Below are 17,465 nucleotides of genomic sequence, written 5' to 3' on the forward strand. Positions count from 1 at the left end.
CTCACCGCACGATGGTGTCACGTCGCGCCGACACCGCCCAATGCCACACCGCCCCCGCCGCCAGCACCGTCAACACGACCACCGTCACGCCCGCCGGGCCCGACGGCACGGTTACCGACGCAGCCGCCATCCGCGCCGCCCAATGGGCCACCGTGAGCAGCCACCACACCTCCGGGCCGGTGAAGCGGATCAGGAGTTCGGCACCCGCGGGCCACAGCGCACACAGCGCGGCCGCAGCGGTCCCGATGACGGTGATCGGCGGGATCACCGGCGCCACGACGAGATTCGCGAGGACGGCCACCAGGCTCACCGATCCGGAGATGGCCGCGACCAGAGGCGCGGTGACGAGTTGCGCGGCGACCGCCACGCTCACCGCATCTGCGAGCGGTTTGGGCCACCCCCGGCCGGTGAGACGCCGCGACCAGGCAGGGGCCAGCACGATCAGCGCCGCGGTGGCCGACACCGACAGCGCGAATCCGACATCGACGGCCAACTCGGGTGCGCCGATCATCAACGCGATCACGGTCGCCGACAGCGCAGGTAGTGCCTGTCGCCGCCGGTGCGACAGCACAGCGAGCAACGTGATCGATCCCATGACCGCGGCCCTCAACACGCTCGGTGAGGGCTGCACGATGACGACGAACGCGACCAACGTGACCGCCGCAAGCCCGACCGCCGCGCGTGGCCCGATCAGCACCGCCGACAGCAGCACCGCCCCGCACACGATCGTCACGTTCGCGCCGGATACCGCTGTCAGATGCGATAGACCCGCGCTGCGAAACTCGGCCGTCGTCCGCGACGCCACCGCCGAGGTGTCGCCGAGAACGAGCGCGGGAAGCATGGCGGCCTCGCCCGGGGGCAACGCCAGGCGTGCGGAGTCGGCGAAACGAGTCCGCAGGTGATGGGCGGCCCGGTGGATCGGGGCCGCCTCACCCGGTACCGGCTCACCCTGCGCCGACAGCACCGCGACGCTGAGGTCGTGCCGTGTCGGGCGGCCCACCTGTGCGCGAAACGCGGCCGGCTGGCCGGCCGTGAGCGTTGCGTAATCGGCACCCGAGGCGAAGACCACGACGTCGCCCGACGATTCGGTGCCATCGAGCACCACGAGCCTCCCGCGGATCAACGTACGCCCGCCGTCGAGGACCCGCGGTGTCTCAGAAGCGGTGACCGTCACCGAGGTGATGCCTCCGACGTACTGGGTGATCGCGTGGTCGCGCACCGCCTGGACACGCAGCAGCACGGCCACGGCGAAACCGGCCCCGATTATCAACACGGCCAACACTCCCGTCGCGAGGACCTTGCGGTCGAGGCCTCCCGGGCGGCGGCGCGCGCCCCACCAGCCCGTGACGGCTGTCGTCGTCACCGCTGCCGCCACCGCGGCGACCGCCCCCGCCTGCCACCAGACGATCCCGGCCGCCGTCACCGCCCAGCTCGTCAGTGCTGCCGGGACGAGTCGCAGGTCCACCGGTCATACCCGGACGAGGTCGCGCAGCTTGTCCAGACGCGCAGGCCCGATACCGTCGACGTCGCCGAGCTGATCCACGCTGTCGAACCGACCGTTGGCGTCGCGCCACGCGATGATCGCCGCCGCCGTCACCGGACCGACGCCCGGCAGTGTGTCGAGCTGCTCGGCGGTGGCTCCGTTCAGGTCTATCAATGCCGTTGGCTCCGTTGCATTCTCGCCAGGTTGATCAGCTCCCGATGGTCCGGGTTCGGTCACGACCGAGCTGCCCATCTCGGTGGGCTGACCCGGCGAAGCACCGATACCGACCACGATCTGCTCACCATCGGCGACACGTCGCGCCATGTTCAGACCCAGCACGTCGGCGCCGTCGAGCGCGCCGCCCGCGGCATCGAGTGCATCGGCGATCCTGGCGCCGGGTTCGAGGGTGACCAGACCCGGCGTCTGGACCAGACCGACGACGCTGACCACCACGGGTTGCGCCGGGACTGCCTGCGGCCCGCCCGAAGCCGGCGCCGCCGACGAGACCATCTCGACCGGCGGAAGTTTGGCGGCGACGACCGCGGGAGGGCCGTCCCGCATCAGGGTCAGCACCGTCACCAGCACGGCGACGACTCCGATGACACCGAGCGCGATGACGCCCGCCCGCCCGGGATCGGCACGGATTTTCGACAGCCACGCCGAGACACCCGACGGCGACTGCGCCGGGAGCCACCGCGACAGCGATGTGTCGGGCGGATCATCCGGATCGTCCAGCGGGTCGGCATCGTCGCCGCCGAGGCGCCGTCGTAACCGGTCGGCAGGCAATTCGGTGGACATGCGCCGACGGTATGCGTGCGCGGTGACGGCACAGACCCCGTAGACGGTCGAGTGGCGCCGCCTGTGGATGAACTCGGCATTGGGGATAGGACGGCTACCATTGCTCTTCGATATGAACCGCCGAGCCCCGTTGATCGCAGGAGTCGCGTTCGCGGTGCTCTACTCGACTGCGGTCCTGGGGCTCTCCGCGGTCCGCGACCCCGACCCCGGGCTCGTCCGCATGCAGGCACTGCTGCTGGCCTTCTCGGCGCTCGCCATCGTCGTGGTGCTCGCCTTCGCGCGGGACCGGCTGACCGGACCGCCCGCCCATCTGTTCACCATCGGTTCGTCGGTGCTCGTCGCCCAGCTGTGCATCTCGGTGTGGTTCATCGCCGGGCCGGCGCTGCGGCCCGGTCAGGTGACCGTCGGAACGGCCCTGGCAATCGACGACATCGGCGCGCTGTGGCTGCCGGTGTCCACGATCGCCAACATCCTGGTGGCCATCCCGATTCTGTTGACCGCAAACGAAGGTCGTCTGCCGCGGTGGCTCGGCACCGCCGCCGCTGTCTTCACGGTGGAACAGCTGATCGAGACCATCACCGTCATCGGGCCACCCGGCAGCTTCATCTCCCCCGGCGGACCGATGAACCACTACCTCGGCGGAACACTGACCGCCGCGTTCTTCCTCGTTCTCGGAGTTGCGTTGACGCTGCCTGCCGGCGCGAGCGGCCAAGCGCCGCAACCTCCCCCGGACGAGACCCCTACCGAACAACTGTCGACCGCCGACGAACACCCGGGAGACTGATGGCCCTACCACGACTGGTTCCCCCGTCGGCCACTGTGGACGCCGATGATCTGCGCGCTGAGGTGCGCCGGTTCCTCGCCGACCAACTCGCCGCCGGGAAATTCACCCCGTCACCCGACGCATGGCTGAGCGGATGGGACGAGGATTTCAGCGCCGCGCTCGCCGAACGCGGCTGGCTGGGGATGACGGTGCCGGCCGCCTACGGCGGGCACGGTCGCTCGTTTCTCGAAAGGTTCGTCGTCACCGAGGAGTTGCTCGCCGCGGGTGCGCCGGTGGCCGCGCACTGGATCGCCGACCGGCAGATCGTGCCGTCACTGTTGAAGTACGGCACCGAATTCCAGAAGCAGGAATTCCTTCCGAAGATCGCACGCGGTGAGTGTTTCTTCGGAATCGGGATGAGTGAACCGGATTCGGGATCCGACCTCGCCAGCGTGCGCACCAAAGCCGAACGCGTCGAAGGCGGCTGGAGTCTGACCGGCACCAAGGTCTGGACGTCGGGCGCCCACCTCTCGCACGCCTTCATCGCGCTGGTTCGCACCGCACCGGTGGACCCCGCCCACCGGCACGCCGGACTCAGTCAGTTCATCGTGAACCTGCGCGGCCCCGGCGTGGACATCCGTCCGATCGTGTCGATGAACGGCGCTCACCACTTCAACGAGGTGATCCTCGACGGCGCCTTCGTCCCGGATGAGATGGTGTTCGGCACCATCGGCGAGGGCTGGCAGCAGGTGACCTCGGAGCTGAGCTTCGAACGCAGCGGACCCGAACGCTTCCTGTCGACATTCGTGCTACTCGATGCCTTTGCGGAAAGCATGGCGGCACAATCGGTTCCGCGTAGCGAGGACCTCGGTCGGCTGGTGGCGCGAGTGGCGGGCCTGCACCAGATGTCGACCGCTGTGGCCGGGGCGCTGGAGCGTCACGAGCCCGCCGACGTGCCCGCCGCCGTCGTCAAGGTCCTCGGTACCACGACCGAGGGTGACATCGCCGAGTTCGCCCATCTCGCGGCCGACGATGCTGCGGGACAAGAGTTCTCGGCCATGACCACCTTCGCCGTCGATCAGCGCCCCGGCTTCACACTGCGCGGTGGCACCAACGAAGTGCTACGCGGCGTCATCGCGCGCGGCCTGGGGATCCGATGACGACCCCGGGAATCGACCCGGCGCTGGCGGAGATGATGGACGGCGTCTTCGCCGAACACGGGCGCGACGCCGACCTGTGGAACCGACTCGACGGGCTCGGGCTGATCCGGCTCACCGGTGATGAGGAGTCCGGCGGCAGCGGTGCGGGCTGGAACGAAGCCGCCGAACTGTTGTCGGCGGCGGTGCGCCACGGCACGCGAATCCCGTTGGCAGAGCACGACTTGCTGGCCTGCTGGGTTCTGGAGTCGGTGGGCATCGACTGTGATGCATCGGTGCGGACGGTGTGCGTGCTCGATGAAAACGGTGCGGCGGCCTCGGTGCCATGGGCCTCACATGTGGACCGGGTCGTCCTGGTGTGGTCGACCGGCGATGCCTACTCCATCGCCGACGTCTCCACCGACGAGGTGGCGATCACCGCCGGCACCAACATGATCGGTGAGGCCCGCGACGGCGTCACCGCCGATCTCGACATGCTGACCGGTGTCGAGGTGGATGCGGCGACGATCACGGTGCTGCGGCTGAAGTCCACGCTGGTGCGGTCGATTCAGGTGTGTGCGGCCCTCGACCGGGCGCTGGAGATGACGATCGAGCATGCGACGTCACGTCATCAGTTCGGTCGGCCGCTGGCCAAGTTCCAGGCCGTGCAGCATCAGATCGCCGATATCGCAGCCGAGGCGGCACTCGCACGTTCGGCGACCGAGACCGCGCTGACGACGGCGGTGTCGACCGACTGGTCGGCCCCCAACCTGGAGTTCCTCGTGGCCGCGGCGCGTTCGTGTGCTGGCCACGCGGCGACGGTCGTGGTGCGCAACGCCCATCAGATTCACGGCGCCATCGGGACGACCAGTGAGCACCGCCTCCACGAGTTCACCAGGGCTGCGCTGGCCTGGCGTTCGGAGTACGGATCGGTGCGTCACTGGGATGCGGTGCTGACCGACATGGCCGTACAGGCGGGGCCCCACGGACTGTGGTCGCTGATCTGCCCTTAGCGCTCAGCGGACGACGACGGAACTGGGAATGCGGGGCTCCCCCAACATGCCCCGGTGCGAGGGCGGTGTCCGCCCGCCCTCGTCGGTGATGCCGTATTGCGCCGCCAGTTCGGCGGCGATCAACGTCTGACCGCTCACGTCGGCGAGATTCGGATCCCGGTAGAGCGCGTCGATGACGTGCCCGATGAATTCGGGGGTCTCGGCCTGTTCGGAGAAGGAAGCCAGAGCGTCCGGGTTCCCCTCGAAGGCGGATGTGAGCTTGTCGGTGAGCAGGATTCCCATCCACAGAGACACCGCGGCGACACCGGTGCCACGGAAGTCGACCGCCATGTCGGCGGCCATCTTGTCGACGCCGGCCTTCTGCGCGCCGTACGCAGGCCCGTGCATGTAGCAGACCGAGCCCGGCGACGATGTGAAGACGATCAGCCCGCGGTCCCGAGCCGTCAACAGCGGGGCGGCGTGCCAGGACGCGATATAGGAAGACCGCAGACCCACGTCGAGAACGTCGGCCAGGCTGCGGGGCTTCTCCCAGAACGGCCCCGGGCTCACCAGTGCGTCGGAGATGACCGCAGCATTGTTGACGAGCAGGTCCAGGCCGCCCGCTTCGGCGGCGACGCGCTCGAACAGCTGCCCGACGGCGTCGTCGTCGTGGTGGTCGACCTTGACGCCGACGCCCCATTCCGGCGCGTCGGGCATGGTCCGTCCCGTGCCGTAGACGCGCCATCCCCGGGCCGCCAACGCGGTGGCGATACCCTGCCCCGCTCCCCTGCTGGCCCCGGTCACGACAGCCACCGGCGCCATGTCACTCATGCGGTCACCTTAGAGGCAGTAGCTTGCAGTGTGAACAAACACTCGGTGTTGTTCACACTCGACGAGGAGGGCTCTCTGCCATGAGCACGACCACCGACCGACCGCTGCGCGTCATCCAGTGGACCACCGGCAACATCGGACGACGGTCGCTGCACGCGATCATCGGCCGTGACGACATGGAGTTGGTGGGCGTCTTCGCGCACGGAGCCGACAAGGTCGGGGTGGACGCCGCCGAACTCGCGGGCTGGCCGGAGCCGACCGGGGTCAAGGCCACCAACGACATCGAAGAGCTGGTTGCGTTGAAGCCGGACGCCTGCTGCTACAACCCGCTGTGGCCGAGCATCGACGAACTGGTCCGGCTGCTCGAATCGGGAATCAACGTCTGCTCGAGTGCGGCATGGATCACCGGCGGCAAGCAGACGCCGGAGGATCTCGCTCGCATCAGGAAGGCCTGTGAGACCGGCAATTCCACGATATTCGGCAGCGGCGCCCATCCCGGGATGAGCAACCTTGTCGGCATGGCGCTGTCCGGTTCGTGTGAGCGCGTCGACGAGATCCGCATCACCGAGTCGGTGGACTGCTCGACCTACGAGTCCGCGGGCACCCAGACCGCGATGGGCTTCTCCCAAGACCCCGACACCCCCGGGCTGGCCGAGAGCGTGCGACGCGAGAGCGAGGTATTCGCCGAGTCCGCGGCGATGATGGCCGACGCCATCGGAGCGAAACTGGACCGCATCACATTCGACGTCACGTTCACGACGGCCACCGGGGACACCGACCTGGGGTTCATGCAGATCCCGAAGGGCACCGTCGGCGGTGTCATGGGCTATCACCGCGGCTGGGTCGGTGACCACAACATCGTCAGCGTCGGGTTCAACTGGATCATGGGCGAGCACGTCACCCCACCCAAGCCGCTTGAGCACGGACACGTCGTGCAGGTGTTCGGCCTGCCCAACATGCGCACCGTCGTCCATTGCCTGCCGCCGAAGGATTGGACGGAACCCGGATTCATGGGGCTCGGCATGATCTACACCGCGCTGCCGGTGACCAACGCGGTGCCCGCAGTCGTTGCCGCCCGGCCGGGAATCGTGACACTCGCCGACCTCCCGCCGATCACTGGGCGGTCTTCTGTGTGAACGACCCCGCCGCTCAGGCGGCGACCCGTACCGCGACCCCGACCGCCCCGCCGCCGACGTGCACCGACAGCACCGGCCCCATGTCGGCGACAGTCAGCGACGAGATCTGCGGAAGTCGTTGTGTCAGTGCGGCGCCCAGTTGATCGGCGGCGTCGTGATTGTCGACGTGGTGGACGACGACGTCGGCGGCACGCTCGCCGACCACGTCGGCCACCCTCTCCACCATCGCCGCGTGCGCCTTGCCGACCGTGCGGATCCGTTGGTCGAGCACCAGGCGGCCGTCGACGTCGAGGCACAGCAGCGGCTTCAGCGCCAATGCCGTGCCGAGCCACGACGCCGTGGTGCGGATCCGGCCGCTGCGGCGCAGATTGTCGAGGCGGTGCACGACCAGGAACACGTGCGATCTGGTGAGCGCCGAACGCGCCGCGGCCTCGACCGCGTCGATGTCGCCGCCTGCGCGCGCACATTCGGCGGCCGACTGTGACACGAATCCGACTCCCATGGCCGCCGACCGTGAGTTGACGACCCGCACCGACGCGCCGAACTCGCGCGCCGCCGTCGCTGCCGCGCTGTAGGTACTCGACAGCGCGGCCGAAAGGTGAACCGCGACAACGCCGTCACCACCGCTGTCGGCGAGTGCCTGACGGTAGGCATCGACGAGTTCGGCGGGCGAGGCACCCGCCGTCGTCACCTTGGGACGGTCGTGAATGTCGAAGGGAATCTCGTCGATCCCGTCGCGCAAATCCACCCCGTCGACCAGCACATGCAGCGGCACTTCGCGGATGTCCCAGCGCTTGAGTTCATCGGGTTGCAGACGCGACGACGAGTCGCTGACGACCACGACCGCCATGGCCCGCCGCTAACCGCCCGAGGCGGACACTTGCACGCCCGCCTCGGCCAGTCCCTTGATCATCAGGTCGGCGACGGCCTGGTGCGCTTCGAAGTTCCAGTGGATGCCGTCGGGGTTCCCGCGTCCGCTCATCACTTCTTCGCCGACGGCGGCCTTCAGGTCGACCAGTGGTACGTCGTGCTCACCGGCCCACCTGGTGATCGCCGCGACAGTCGGTGCCCTGCCATGGTGCGCCATCCCGTACGTCGGGGCGATGTGCACCGACGGTAACGATGCCACGACGGGGATCCCCGGACGGTTGAAGTCGATGGCCGCCCTGGTCATTTCGAGGTATTCGGCGGTGAGGTGCGGCGGCAGCGCCGGTCGTGCGATCGGCGAGAGCCGCGGCTGCAACCAGCCGTAACCGTCGCGCGCCCAGCGCCGCAGCATCGGTGGGCGGACGTAGCGGATCAGTTCGCGTAGCGCGGTCGGCAGCGGTGAGGGCAGCGAATCCATGCCCGATGTCGCGAAGATCACCGCGCCCGCCCTGGGCAGCGCCGCCCATGACCGCGGATCCTGCGTGGCCGCCCACCACACGTCGCGGCTCGTCCAACCGATCCGGCCGATCAATTCGACATCCCAACCGAGTTGCCCGGCAACGAGATTGGGCCAGATCCGGGGATCGTCGGACGGCAGACCACCGGTCGGTCCGTAATAGGTCAGCGAGTCGCAGAAGACCAGCAGGGTTCTGCGGCCGGACTCCGCCTCAGAGGACATCGTTGGCGACCTGCGCCGAGGCGTTCCACACGTCCAAACGCCACCGGATGTCCTCGAACGACGCTGCGTCACCGTCGGCGCGGGTGTGCCCGGCCAACTGCACCCAGCTCGCGTTGCCCATGCCACCCAGCACCGGCCAATTGTCGACGGGCAATCCCAGTAGAGCCGCGGTCAGTGCGGCGATCAGGCCGCCGTGCGCCACGAGCACCACCGGCCGGTCGGTATCCACGAAACCCCACTCGCTCTGCTGCGCAACGAGTTCCCGCACCAGCGGCAAGCTGCGGTCGGCGACGTCGACGCGGCTTTCACCACCGTGCGGAGCCCACCGGGCATCGTCGCGCCACGCCAGCCTCGCACCCGGCGCCACAGCGTCGACCTCGAGGTGCGTCATACCCTGCCAGTCACCGAGATGCGTTTCGCGCAGGCGCGTATCGATGCTGACCGGCTGCCCGCAGCGGTCCGCGAGCGCAACGGCGGTATCGAGGGCGCGACGCAGATCCGACGAGATGATCAGCAGGGGTTGGCGTTTGGCGAGCACCTCGGCGGCGGCCACCGCCTGTTCGCGCCCCAGATCGCTGAGGTCGGTGTCGAGTTGGCCCTGCATCCGGCTTCCCGCGTTGTACTCGGTCTGCCCGTGCCGCAACATCACCAGCCGCCGGATCGTCACTCTGCGCCCTCGGCATCGTCAGCGTCTGAGAGATCCACCGGCACCGTCGGACAGTCACGCCATAACCGGTCCAGCGCATAAAAATTGCGCTCGTCCTGATGCTGGATGTGCACCACGATGTCGACGTAATCGAGCAGCGTCCAGCGGCCCTCGCGAGTGCCCTCGCGCCGGGCGGGCTTGTAGCCCGCGGCCCGCATCTTGTCTTCGACCTCGTCGACGATGGCGTTGACCTGCCTGTCGTTGTTTCCCGAGGCGATGACAAAGCAGTCGGTGATGACGAGTTGGCCGGACACGTCGATGACGACGATGTCTTCGGCGAGTTTGGCCGCCGCTGCGCGTGCGGCGACGGTGGCCATGTCGATGGCTTCGGCTGTGGCGGTCAGGGACTGTCTCCTTCACCTGCGGTGGGCTTGCTGTAGAGGTTCCTCTTGGCGACGTACTGCACGACGCCGTCGGGCACCAGGTACCAGATCGGTCGGGACTCTTCGGCCCGTTGGCGGCAGTCGGTCGACGAGATGGCCAGCGCGGGCACCTCGACCAGGTGCAGCGAGTCAGCGGGCAGCTCGGCCCGCGCGGCCGAGATGTGCTTGCCGTCGAGTTCGTACCCGGGCCTGCTGACGCCGATGAACCGGGCGATCGAGAACATCTCCTCCCAGTTCTGCCACGACAGGATCGACGCCAGCGCATCAGCTCCGGTGATGAAGTACAGGTCCGCATCGGGATTCTGCGCCCGGAGGTCGCGCAGCGTGTCCTTGGTGTAGGTCGCCCCGCCCCGGTCGATGTCGACCCGGCTGACCGAGAACTGGGGGTTCGACGCCGTCGCGATGACCGTCATCAGGTAGCGGTCCTCGGCGGCGGTGACGGCACGGCTCCGCTTCTGCCACGGCTGGCCGGTGGGGACGAACACCACCTCGTCGAGGTCGAAGAGGGCGGCGACCTCACTGGCTGCGACAAGGTGGCCGTTGTGGATGGGATCGAACGTCCCGCCCATCACGCCCAACCGCCGTCGAGTTTGCACGAATAGCCAGCTTACGGGAGTGAGCCGGCCTGCACGGACCGTCCGATATCACTCAGACCGATCACTCAGACCGACGACAACCGATGCGCCTGGAGTTCCTCGGAGACCTCGAAGGAGGCGCGGTCGGCTCGGTAGATGTCGCGCGCGTACTCGACACACCGCCCGGCGCTGTCCTCTGTGTTGCGGGTGAGCAGGGTGCCCGCCGACCCGGCTCGCACCCCCAATTGCACGCTGGACGCGTCGTCGAGCACGATCGATTCGAGAACAGCTGTCGATCGCGCCAGCTCGATCCCGTAGCGGGATCGCAGGACAGCCCACAGCGACCCGTTGTCTGCGCCGTCGAGAATGCCCGGAGTCAGCTCGGCGGGTAGGAACGTCGTCTCCAGCGCGAATGGCACGTCGTCGACGCTGCGCAGCCGATGGAACACGTGCACCGATGCGCCGTCGTCGAGGCCGAGCGCGCGGCGCACCGCGGGGGTGGCGGCCCGATGCTCGGCCCACAGCAGCTGGGCGGCCGGCTTACGCCCCATGCGGGCTACCTCTTCGGAGAAGCTCCCGACGTGGAAGCGAACCCGGGGTTCGGCGACGAAGGTGCCCCTCGGCGGCCTGCGGTAGACGACGCCCTCGCTCTCCAGTAGCGATAATGCCTGCCGGGCCGTCATCCGGCTGACGCCGTGGAGTTCGGCGAGCTCCCGTTCGGACGGCAGCAGCGTGTGGGGCCCCATCTGTTCGGTGTCGATCCGGTCGCGGACGTCGGCGGCGATCGTCATGTAGAGGGGCGTGCCAGAGGGCATCCCTGCAGCGTAGCGACGTAAGTGAACTTCGGTCGCCACATGTGCTGTGTAAACACTTTGTGATTTCGTTGACGGGAAAGCACCTCTGCTCGATACTTTGGTTCAACCACATGGTCTATACCATCAGCGAGACGGAGAGTTGACATGTCCGATACGTCGTCGCGGAACGATTCCGCGGACCTCGCCCAGTTCGGCTACACGCAGTCGCTCGAGAGGCGGACCGGGAAATTCGCGTCGTTCGCGGTCGCGTTCGCCTTCGTCTCGATCGCGACGGGAATCTTCACCACCTACGGCGCGGTGCTCAACAGCTCCGGGCCCGCCGGCATCTGGACGTGGCCCATCGCCGTCATCGGCCAGCTCGCCGTCGCGTTCGTCCTCGGCGCGCTCGCCTCCCGGATCCCGGTGACCGGCTACCACTACCAATGGATGTCCCGGCTGGCCAATCCGATCCTGGGCTGGATCATCGGCTGGATCTCGTTCACGTTCCTGGCCATCGTCGTCGTCGCCGTCGACTACACGATCGCCTCGACGATCCTTCCCGTGCTCCTCAACTACGAGAGCACCGCGACCATCGCGTGGATCATGACCGCGGCCGTCCTCACCGCCCAGGTCCTGCTCGTTGCGCTGTCGACACCGTGGGCTGAGCGGGTCAACAACAGCCTGGTCACCCTCGAGCTCATCGGCATGGCCACGCTGACGGTGCTGCTGCTCGTGGTCGCCGCGATCCGCGGCGACATGGATGTCTCGAACCTGTTCAGCACCGGCGCAATCCCCGCCGAGGGGTATTGGAGCTTCGGCGACCTCACCTCGGCGGGCCCGTGGATGCTCGGCTTCCTGCTCGGCGCGTTCACGATCGTCGGCTTCGAATCGGCGGCCAACCTCGCCGAGGAGACCCACGACCCAGAGCGCGTGGTCCCGCGCGCGATGTGGCAGGCCGTCCTCGCCTCAGGCGTCCTCGGCTTCGTATTCATCATCGCCGTCACCCTCGCCGCGGGCGATCCCGTCGCGCTCGCCGAGTCCGGTACACCGATCGCCGACGTCATCGACAAGACGCTCGGCTCCGCAGTCGCGACCCTGCTCCTGCTGATGGTGGTGCTCGCGATCTTCGCGTGCGGGCTGGTCATCATGATCACGGGTGTGCGGCTGACATGGGCCATGTCGCGAGATCAGCGCTTCCCGGGGTGGCAGCAGTGGAACCAGATCTCGCCGAAGTTCCACACTCCGCTCAAGGCGGCACTGCTGTACTTCGGCCTGGCCCAATTGATTCTCGCGGTGTTCGCGCACTCCGAGACGGCCCTGTTCACGCTGTTCGGCGCGGCGACTCTGCTGCCTGCCGTGATGTACGCCTCGACCGTGGTGTTGTACTTGGTCAAGCGCAAAGGACTCGCCACAACGCAAAATGGCCCAGCCAAGTTCGATCTCGGAGCCTGGGAGATCCCGATCCTGGTCGTGTCCATCGTGTGGCTCGCCTTCGAGTTGGCCCTCTTCCGCGATGCCGCGTTCAAGGAGGCGTGGCTGTACGTCATCGTGATGGTCGCCATCGGGGCGGCGTATCTGGCGTACCTGCTCATCCGGCGCGGCAAGCAGGGCCTGTCGATGCCGGACATGCACTCGATCGACGCCGAACTCAGGGAGTGACGGGACAACCGATGCACCACATCCTGGCCATCGACCAAGGGACCTCGGGGACCAAAGCCGTCGTCGTCGACCCCGCAGGGCGGGTCGCCGCGACAGCCGAGGTCGCTCTGCGCCCCGAATACCTGGCCGGGGGCGGCGTCGAGCAGGACCCCGAAGCACTGTTCGCCTCCGTGGTGACCGCGGGACGGCGCGCGCTGGAACAGGCGGGCGTTCCCGTCGCCGCGGTCGCGCTGGCCAACCAGGGCGAGACGGTCCTGGCATGGGACCGGAGCACCGGGAATCCCCTCACCCCGGCGATCGTGTGGCAGGACCGCCGTGCCGAATCACTGTGTGCCGCACTGTCCGAGCACGCCGAGAATGTCGCAGGGCGCACGGGACTGGTGCTCGACCCGTACTTCTCGGCACCGAAGATGGCGTGGATCCGCGCCAACCTGACCCGCGACGGCGTGGTGACCACCACCGACACCTGGTTGGTGCACCGCTTGTGCGGAGCGTTCGTCACCGACGCGTCGACCGCCAGCAGGTCCCTGCTGATCTCCCTGGACGACGTGGCGTGGGACGGCGGGCTGCTGAACCTGTTCGGCCTTGACGGCGAGGCACTGCCCGAGATCGTCGGAAGCGACGAGATCATCGGCACCACAGATCTTTTCGGCCCCACCCTGCCCGTCGCAGGGTTGATCGTCGACCAGCAGGCGGCGTTGCTCGCCGAGAGCTGCCTGGAGGCCGGCTCGGCGAAATGCACCTACGGCACCGGCGCATTCCTGCTGGCGCAGGTGGGATCCGACGCGGTGCGGTCGACCTCGGGTCTGACGACGTCGGTCGCGTGGCGGTTACGTGACGAGAGCTCGTACTGCATCGACGGCCAGGTCTATACCGCCGCGTCGGCCGTGCGGTGGGCCGTCGATCTGGGTCTGATCTCGGCAGCTGATGAGATTGACTCCGCCGCAGCACATTCCAGTGACGGCGTGCTGTGCATCCCCGCCCTCGCCGGCCTAGCCGCGCCGTGGTGGGATTCTGCCGCGACCGCGTCATTCACCGGGATGACCCTGTCCAGCGGCCGCGGCAACCTGGTCCGCGCGCTCGTCGAAGGGATCGCCGCCCAGGTGACCGCGCTGACCGATCTGGTCGCCACCGACCTGGGCAAGCCGCTGACACGCCTGCGGGTGGACGGCGGCCTGACCCAGTCGGCCGCACTCATGCAGGCCCAGGCCGATCTCGCGCGGATGCCCGTCGACGTGTACCCGTCGCTTCACGCCACCGCGCTGGGCGCCGCGGCCTGCGCGCGGCTGGCGATGGAACCCGGAACGGACGTCTCCGACGCGGTCGCAACGTGGTTCCCGCAACACACCTACGAGCCGCAGTGGTCGGCCGATCGCGCCACCGAGTTCCTCGACAGGTGGAATCGCGCCGCCAAAGATGCTCTCAGCCGGAAGGTTTCGCCGTGATATCCGACGTGGTCGTCGTCGGCGCCGGAATCGTCGGATGCGCGATCGCGCGCGCTCTGGCGGGCACCGGACTGTCGGTCACACTCGTCGAAGCCCGCAACGATGTCGGCGACGGCACGAGCAAGGCCAATACCGCGTTGCTGCACACCGGCTTTGACGCGACCCCGGGCACCCTGGAGTCCCGGCTGGTGGCGCGCGGCTACGAACTGCTCGGAGAATACGCCGAGCAGACCGGCATCCCCGTCGAACCCACCGGCGCCATGCTCGTCGCGTGGACCGACGAAGAGGTCAGCACCCTGCCGAAGCTCAAGGCCAAAGCCGAGGCCAACGGTTACCACGCGTGCGACATCGTCGCGTCCGACGAGGTGTATCGCCGCGTGCCCGACCTAGGGCCCGGAGCGTTGGCCGGCCTGACGGTGCCGGGGGAATCGATCATCTGCACCTGGACGACGAACCTCGCACTGGCCACCGATGCGGTCGCACGGGGCGCCCGATTGCTGCGCGGGGCCCGCGTGACGCAGGTGCTCCCAGGCTCCGATGTCACAACGCTGCACACCACCGCGGGCGAGGTGCGCGGACGCTGGATCGTCAACGCCGCGGGGCTGGGCGCCGACCACCTCGACACCGAGTTCGGTTATCGCCGCTTCACTGTGATTCCCCGCCGCGGCGAGCTTCTGGTGTTCGACAAACTCGCCGGGCCCATGGCGCCGCTGATCGTGCTGGCCGTGCCATCGTCGCGCGGAAAGGGTGTTCTGGTCAGCCCGACGATCTACGGCAATGTCATGGTCGGCCCGACATCAGAGAACCTCGACGATCGCACGGCGACAGGCACATCCGAGGACGGCTTCGAATTCCTGGTGTCGAAGGGCCGCGCGCTGATGCCCGCGCTGTTCGACGAGGAGATCACCGCCACCTACGCGGGACTGCGTGCCTCGACCGAGCGCGACGACTACCTCATCGACCTCGACCCCGACCAGCGATACGTCCTCGTCGGCGGAATCCGCTCCACCGGACTGACATCGGGCATGGCGATCGCCGAACACGTGACCGGCCTGCTCGCCGCCGCGGGCGTCGACGTGACCGAACGCGACGACCTCCCGCCGCCACCGAGCATGCCCAACCTCGGAGAGGCGGGGCTTCGCCCCTATCAGGACGGTGACCGTGTTGCGGCAGATCCGGAGTACGGCCGCATCGTGTGCTTCTGCGAGCGGGTCAGCGCGGGCGAGATCCGCGACGCGTTCGACTCCCCCATCCCGCCCGCCGACCTCGACGGGCTTCGTCGTCGCACCCGTGTGATGAACGGCCGGTGCCAGGGTTTCTACTGCGGCGCACACACGCAGGACCTGCTGCAGGCCGGGACATCGGGCGGCGGGAAATGACCGCGAACCACGTCGCAGTGGCCATCATCGGTGGCGGGCCGTCGGGGCTGACCGCGGCCACCGCGCTGGCACCACATGTCGACGGTGAAGTGCTCGTACTGGAGCGCGAAGCCCAGACCGGCGGAATCCCCCGCCACAGCGACCACCCCGGCTACGGGATGCGGGACCTGCACCGCTTCCTCTCCGGGCCGGCATACGCCCGGCGGCTCACGGCATCCGCGATCGACGCCGGCGCCACCCTCGAGACCGAGGCGATGGTGACGGGCTGGTCCGCAGAGCGCTCGATGCAGGTCACCTCGCCGCGCGGGGTCCGAACCGTCACCGCCGACGCCGTGATCCTCGCCACCGGCGCCCGGGAACGGCCCCGACCTGCCCGCCTGATTCCCGGTGACCGGCCCGACGGCGTGTACACGACCGGCCAGCTGCAGAACCTCGTGCACCTGCATCATGCGAAGGTCGGCACGCGTGCGGTGATCGTCGGCGCCGAACTGGTCAGCTGGTCGGCGGCGCTGACCCTTCGTGAATCCGGCTGCGCCACCGCGGCGATGGTCAGTGCCTATCCGAAGGCCGAAGCCTACGGGGCCTTCCGCGCGGCGGGACGGGTGCTGCTCGACGGTCCGGTGCTGACGGGCAGCCGCCTCGTCGGGATCTACGGAAAGGACCGCGTACGGTCCGTCACCGTCGAGGAGATCGGTTCGGGGCGACGCCACGACATCTCCTGCGACACCGTCGTCTTCACCGGTGAGTGGATCCCCGACCACGAGCTGGCGCGCACGGCGGGGCTGCAGATGGATCCCGCCACACGCGGACCCGTCGTCGACACCGCGTTGAGGACGAGCCGCCCCGGGGTGTTTGCGGTCGGAAACTTGCTCCATCCGGTCGACACCGCCGACGGCGCGGCCCTCGACGGCCGGCATGTGGCCTCGGCAGTGCGGGCGTGGTTGCACGGCGGCGACGAATCACTGCCGGGGTCGGCGGGCGCGTCGATCCGAGTCGAACCACCGTTCCGGTGGGTCGCTCCGCAGGTGATCTCAGCCAAAGGTGAGATTCCCGCCCGCGGCGATCTGCTGTTGTGGGCCGACGAGTACCACCGCTTCCCCAAGCTGAGGGCTGTTCAGGACGGCAAGGTGATCGCCACCAAGCGCACCGCCTGGCCGGCCGCGCCCGGGCGGATCTACCGCGCGCCGTGGTCGTTGATCGCCGATGCCGACCCGAAGGGCGGCGCGATCACGCTGTCGCTGGCCTGACCTGCTCCTGAACACAATTCAACCCACCTCGCAGGCTGCGAAGTGGGTTGAACAGGGCGTTACCGCCGATCGATCACCAATCCCCGATGGGCGGGCCCGTCGGGTACTCACCCTCGAAGGCCGACGCCGTAGTACCGACGACCGCCTTGGTGTTGTCGCGAACTTCGGTCGAGCTGCTGCCGGTGGCAGACACCTCGCCCGCGTCGCCGAGGCGGGCCTCGGAGATGCCGCGGGCCACACCGAAGTCGTTGATACGGATCACCGCGTTCTCGGAGGCCTGACGGCTGGTCACCTGCGGGCCGGGGGCGATCTCCTCGACGTCGGCACCGGCGGTGCCGGCACTCAGTCCGGAGAAGGCTGCCGCCACGACGAACGAGCCCAGACCCACGGCACCCAGCGTCTTGGCACTACGAGCGGGCGCTTTGGCGTGCTTGGCCATGCTTCTCCCCTTGATCAGAAGGACACACGAGTCCTATTCGGTTTTTCAGGCATTGCTAGATTAGCAGCGTGAGCCGATAAGCGCGTGCTGAAC

The 17,465-nt window shown here is 68.4% G+C and carries 18 protein-coding genes; 8 read left to right on the top strand and 10 right to left on the bottom strand.

Annotation, left to right across the window (positions count from 1 at the left end; translation table 11 throughout):
- Position 1: 1 nt before the first annotated feature.
- Entirely contained in the window at positions 2 to 1,465 is a 1,464-nt protein-coding gene (locus P9A17_RS24010) for a ComEC/Rec2 family competence protein (RefSeq protein WP_278041251.1), read from the bottom strand.
- A 3-nt stretch (positions 1,466 to 1,468) separates the two neighbouring features.
- Positions 1,469 to 2,281, bottom strand: coding sequence for a ComEA family DNA-binding protein (locus P9A17_RS24015; RefSeq protein ID WP_278041252.1), 813 nt, complete (start codon positions 2,279 to 2,281; stop codon positions 1,469 to 1,471).
- A 112-nt stretch (positions 2,282 to 2,393) separates the two neighbouring features.
- On the opposite strand from P9A17_RS24015, the gene P9A17_RS24020 reads away from it, so the two are divergent.
- From P9A17_RS24020 to P9A17_RS24030, 3 genes are read left to right on the top strand one after another with little or no spacing between them, the layout of a single operon-like run.
- Positions 2,394 to 3,065 carry a hypothetical protein gene (locus tag P9A17_RS24020; RefSeq protein ID WP_278041253.1) on the top strand — a complete coding sequence of 224 codons (672 nt, stop codon included), beginning with the start codon at positions 2,394 to 2,396 and terminating at the stop codon, positions 3,063 to 3,065.
- On the top strand, positions 3,065 to 4,204 hold the full coding sequence (locus P9A17_RS24025; protein ID WP_278041254.1) for an acyl-CoA dehydrogenase family protein: 1,140 nt from the start codon (positions 3,065 to 3,067) through the stop codon (positions 4,202 to 4,204). Before P9A17_RS24020 ends, P9A17_RS24025 begins: the two co-directional genes overlap by 1 nt.
- Positions 4,201 to 5,193 (top strand): acyl-CoA dehydrogenase family protein, encoded by a 993-nt coding sequence (locus P9A17_RS24030; RefSeq protein WP_278041255.1) that lies wholly within the window; start codon positions 4,201 to 4,203, stop codon positions 5,191 to 5,193. Before P9A17_RS24025 ends, P9A17_RS24030 begins: the two co-directional genes overlap by 4 nt.
- 3 nt (positions 5,194 to 5,196) lie before the next feature.
- Here P9A17_RS24030 and P9A17_RS24035 read toward each other — a convergent pair whose 3' ends face one another.
- Positions 5,197 to 6,003 (bottom strand): SDR family NAD(P)-dependent oxidoreductase, encoded by an 807-nt coding sequence (locus P9A17_RS24035; RefSeq protein WP_278041256.1) that lies wholly within the window; start codon positions 6,001 to 6,003, stop codon positions 5,197 to 5,199.
- Between the two features lie 80 nt (positions 6,004 to 6,083).
- Between P9A17_RS24035 and P9A17_RS24040 the strand changes: the two genes are divergently transcribed.
- Positions 6,084 to 7,139, top strand: a complete 1,056-nt coding sequence (locus tag P9A17_RS24040) for a dihydrodipicolinate reductase (protein WP_278041257.1) — start codon at positions 6,084 to 6,086, stop codon at positions 7,137 to 7,139.
- A 13-nt stretch (positions 7,140 to 7,152) separates the two neighbouring features.
- On the opposite strand, the gene P9A17_RS24045 is transcribed toward P9A17_RS24040, so the two are convergent.
- The 6 genes from P9A17_RS24045 to P9A17_RS24070 all read right to left on the bottom strand — a co-directional run bounded on the left by P9A17_RS24045 (position 7,153) and on the right by P9A17_RS24070 (position 11,224).
- On the bottom strand, positions 7,153 to 7,989 hold the full coding sequence (locus P9A17_RS24045) for a DegV family protein (protein ID WP_278041258.1): 837 nt from the start codon (positions 7,987 to 7,989) through the stop codon (positions 7,153 to 7,155).
- A gap of 9 nt (positions 7,990 to 7,998) precedes the next feature.
- Complete coding sequence (gene octT, locus P9A17_RS24050) at positions 7,999 to 8,745, bottom strand: diglucosylglycerate octanoyltransferase (protein ID WP_278041259.1); 747 nt, start codon at positions 8,743 to 8,745, stop codon at positions 7,999 to 8,001.
- Entirely contained in the window at positions 8,735 to 9,412 is a 678-nt protein-coding gene (gene gpgP / locus P9A17_RS24055; protein ID WP_278041260.1) for a glucosyl-3-phosphoglycerate phosphatase, read from the bottom strand. The genes octT and gpgP overlap by 11 nt, the downstream gene beginning before the upstream one ends.
- Complete coding sequence (rsfS, locus tag P9A17_RS24060) at positions 9,409 to 9,795, bottom strand: ribosome silencing factor (RefSeq protein ID WP_278041450.1); 387 nt, start codon at positions 9,793 to 9,795, stop codon at positions 9,409 to 9,411. Before rsfS ends, gpgP begins: the two co-directional genes overlap by 4 nt.
- Positions 9,792 to 10,430, bottom strand: coding sequence for a nicotinate-nucleotide adenylyltransferase (gene nadD, locus P9A17_RS24065; RefSeq protein ID WP_278041261.1), 639 nt, complete (start codon positions 10,428 to 10,430; stop codon positions 9,792 to 9,794). Before nadD ends, rsfS begins: the two co-directional genes overlap by 4 nt.
- Before the next feature lie 65 nt (positions 10,431 to 10,495).
- Positions 10,496 to 11,224 (bottom strand): GntR family transcriptional regulator, encoded by a 729-nt coding sequence (locus P9A17_RS24070; RefSeq protein WP_278041262.1) that lies wholly within the window; start codon positions 11,222 to 11,224, stop codon positions 10,496 to 10,498.
- A 144-nt stretch (positions 11,225 to 11,368) separates the two neighbouring features.
- On the opposite strand from P9A17_RS24070, the gene P9A17_RS24075 reads away from it, so the two are divergent.
- Genes P9A17_RS24075 through P9A17_RS24090 form a run of 4 tightly spaced genes read left to right on the top strand, consistent with a single transcriptional unit; the run spans position 11,369 to position 16,933 of the window.
- Positions 11,369 to 12,862 carry an amino acid permease gene (locus P9A17_RS24075; protein ID WP_278041263.1) on the top strand — a complete coding sequence of 498 codons (1,494 nt, stop codon included), beginning with the start codon at positions 11,369 to 11,371 and terminating at the stop codon, positions 12,860 to 12,862.
- A gap of 11 nt (positions 12,863 to 12,873) precedes the next feature.
- Positions 12,874 to 14,307, top strand: a complete 1,434-nt coding sequence (locus tag P9A17_RS24080; protein WP_278041451.1) for an FGGY family carbohydrate kinase — start codon at positions 12,874 to 12,876, stop codon at positions 14,305 to 14,307.
- Positions 14,304 to 15,686 (top strand): FAD-dependent oxidoreductase, encoded by a 1,383-nt coding sequence (locus P9A17_RS24085; RefSeq protein ID WP_278041264.1) that lies wholly within the window; start codon positions 14,304 to 14,306, stop codon positions 15,684 to 15,686. The genes P9A17_RS24080 and P9A17_RS24085 overlap by 4 nt, the downstream gene beginning before the upstream one ends.
- The gene (locus tag P9A17_RS24090; RefSeq protein ID WP_278041265.1) at positions 15,683 to 16,933 is read left to right on the top strand and encodes an FAD-dependent oxidoreductase; all 1,251 of its coding nucleotides are present in this window, start codon (positions 15,683 to 15,685) and stop codon (positions 16,931 to 16,933) included. Before P9A17_RS24085 ends, P9A17_RS24090 begins: the two co-directional genes overlap by 4 nt.
- Before the next feature lie 73 nt (positions 16,934 to 17,006).
- Here P9A17_RS24090 and P9A17_RS24095 read toward each other — a convergent pair whose 3' ends face one another.
- Entirely contained in the window at positions 17,007 to 17,372 is a 366-nt protein-coding gene (locus P9A17_RS24095) for a hypothetical protein (protein ID WP_278041266.1), read from the bottom strand.
- Between the last annotated feature and the right edge of the window lie 93 nt (positions 17,373 to 17,465).

This window comes from Mycobacterium sp. 236(2023) (assembly GCF_029623955.1).
In the GTDB taxonomy this organism is placed as follows: Bacteria; Actinomycetota; Actinomycetes; order Mycobacteriales; family Mycobacteriaceae; genus Mycobacterium.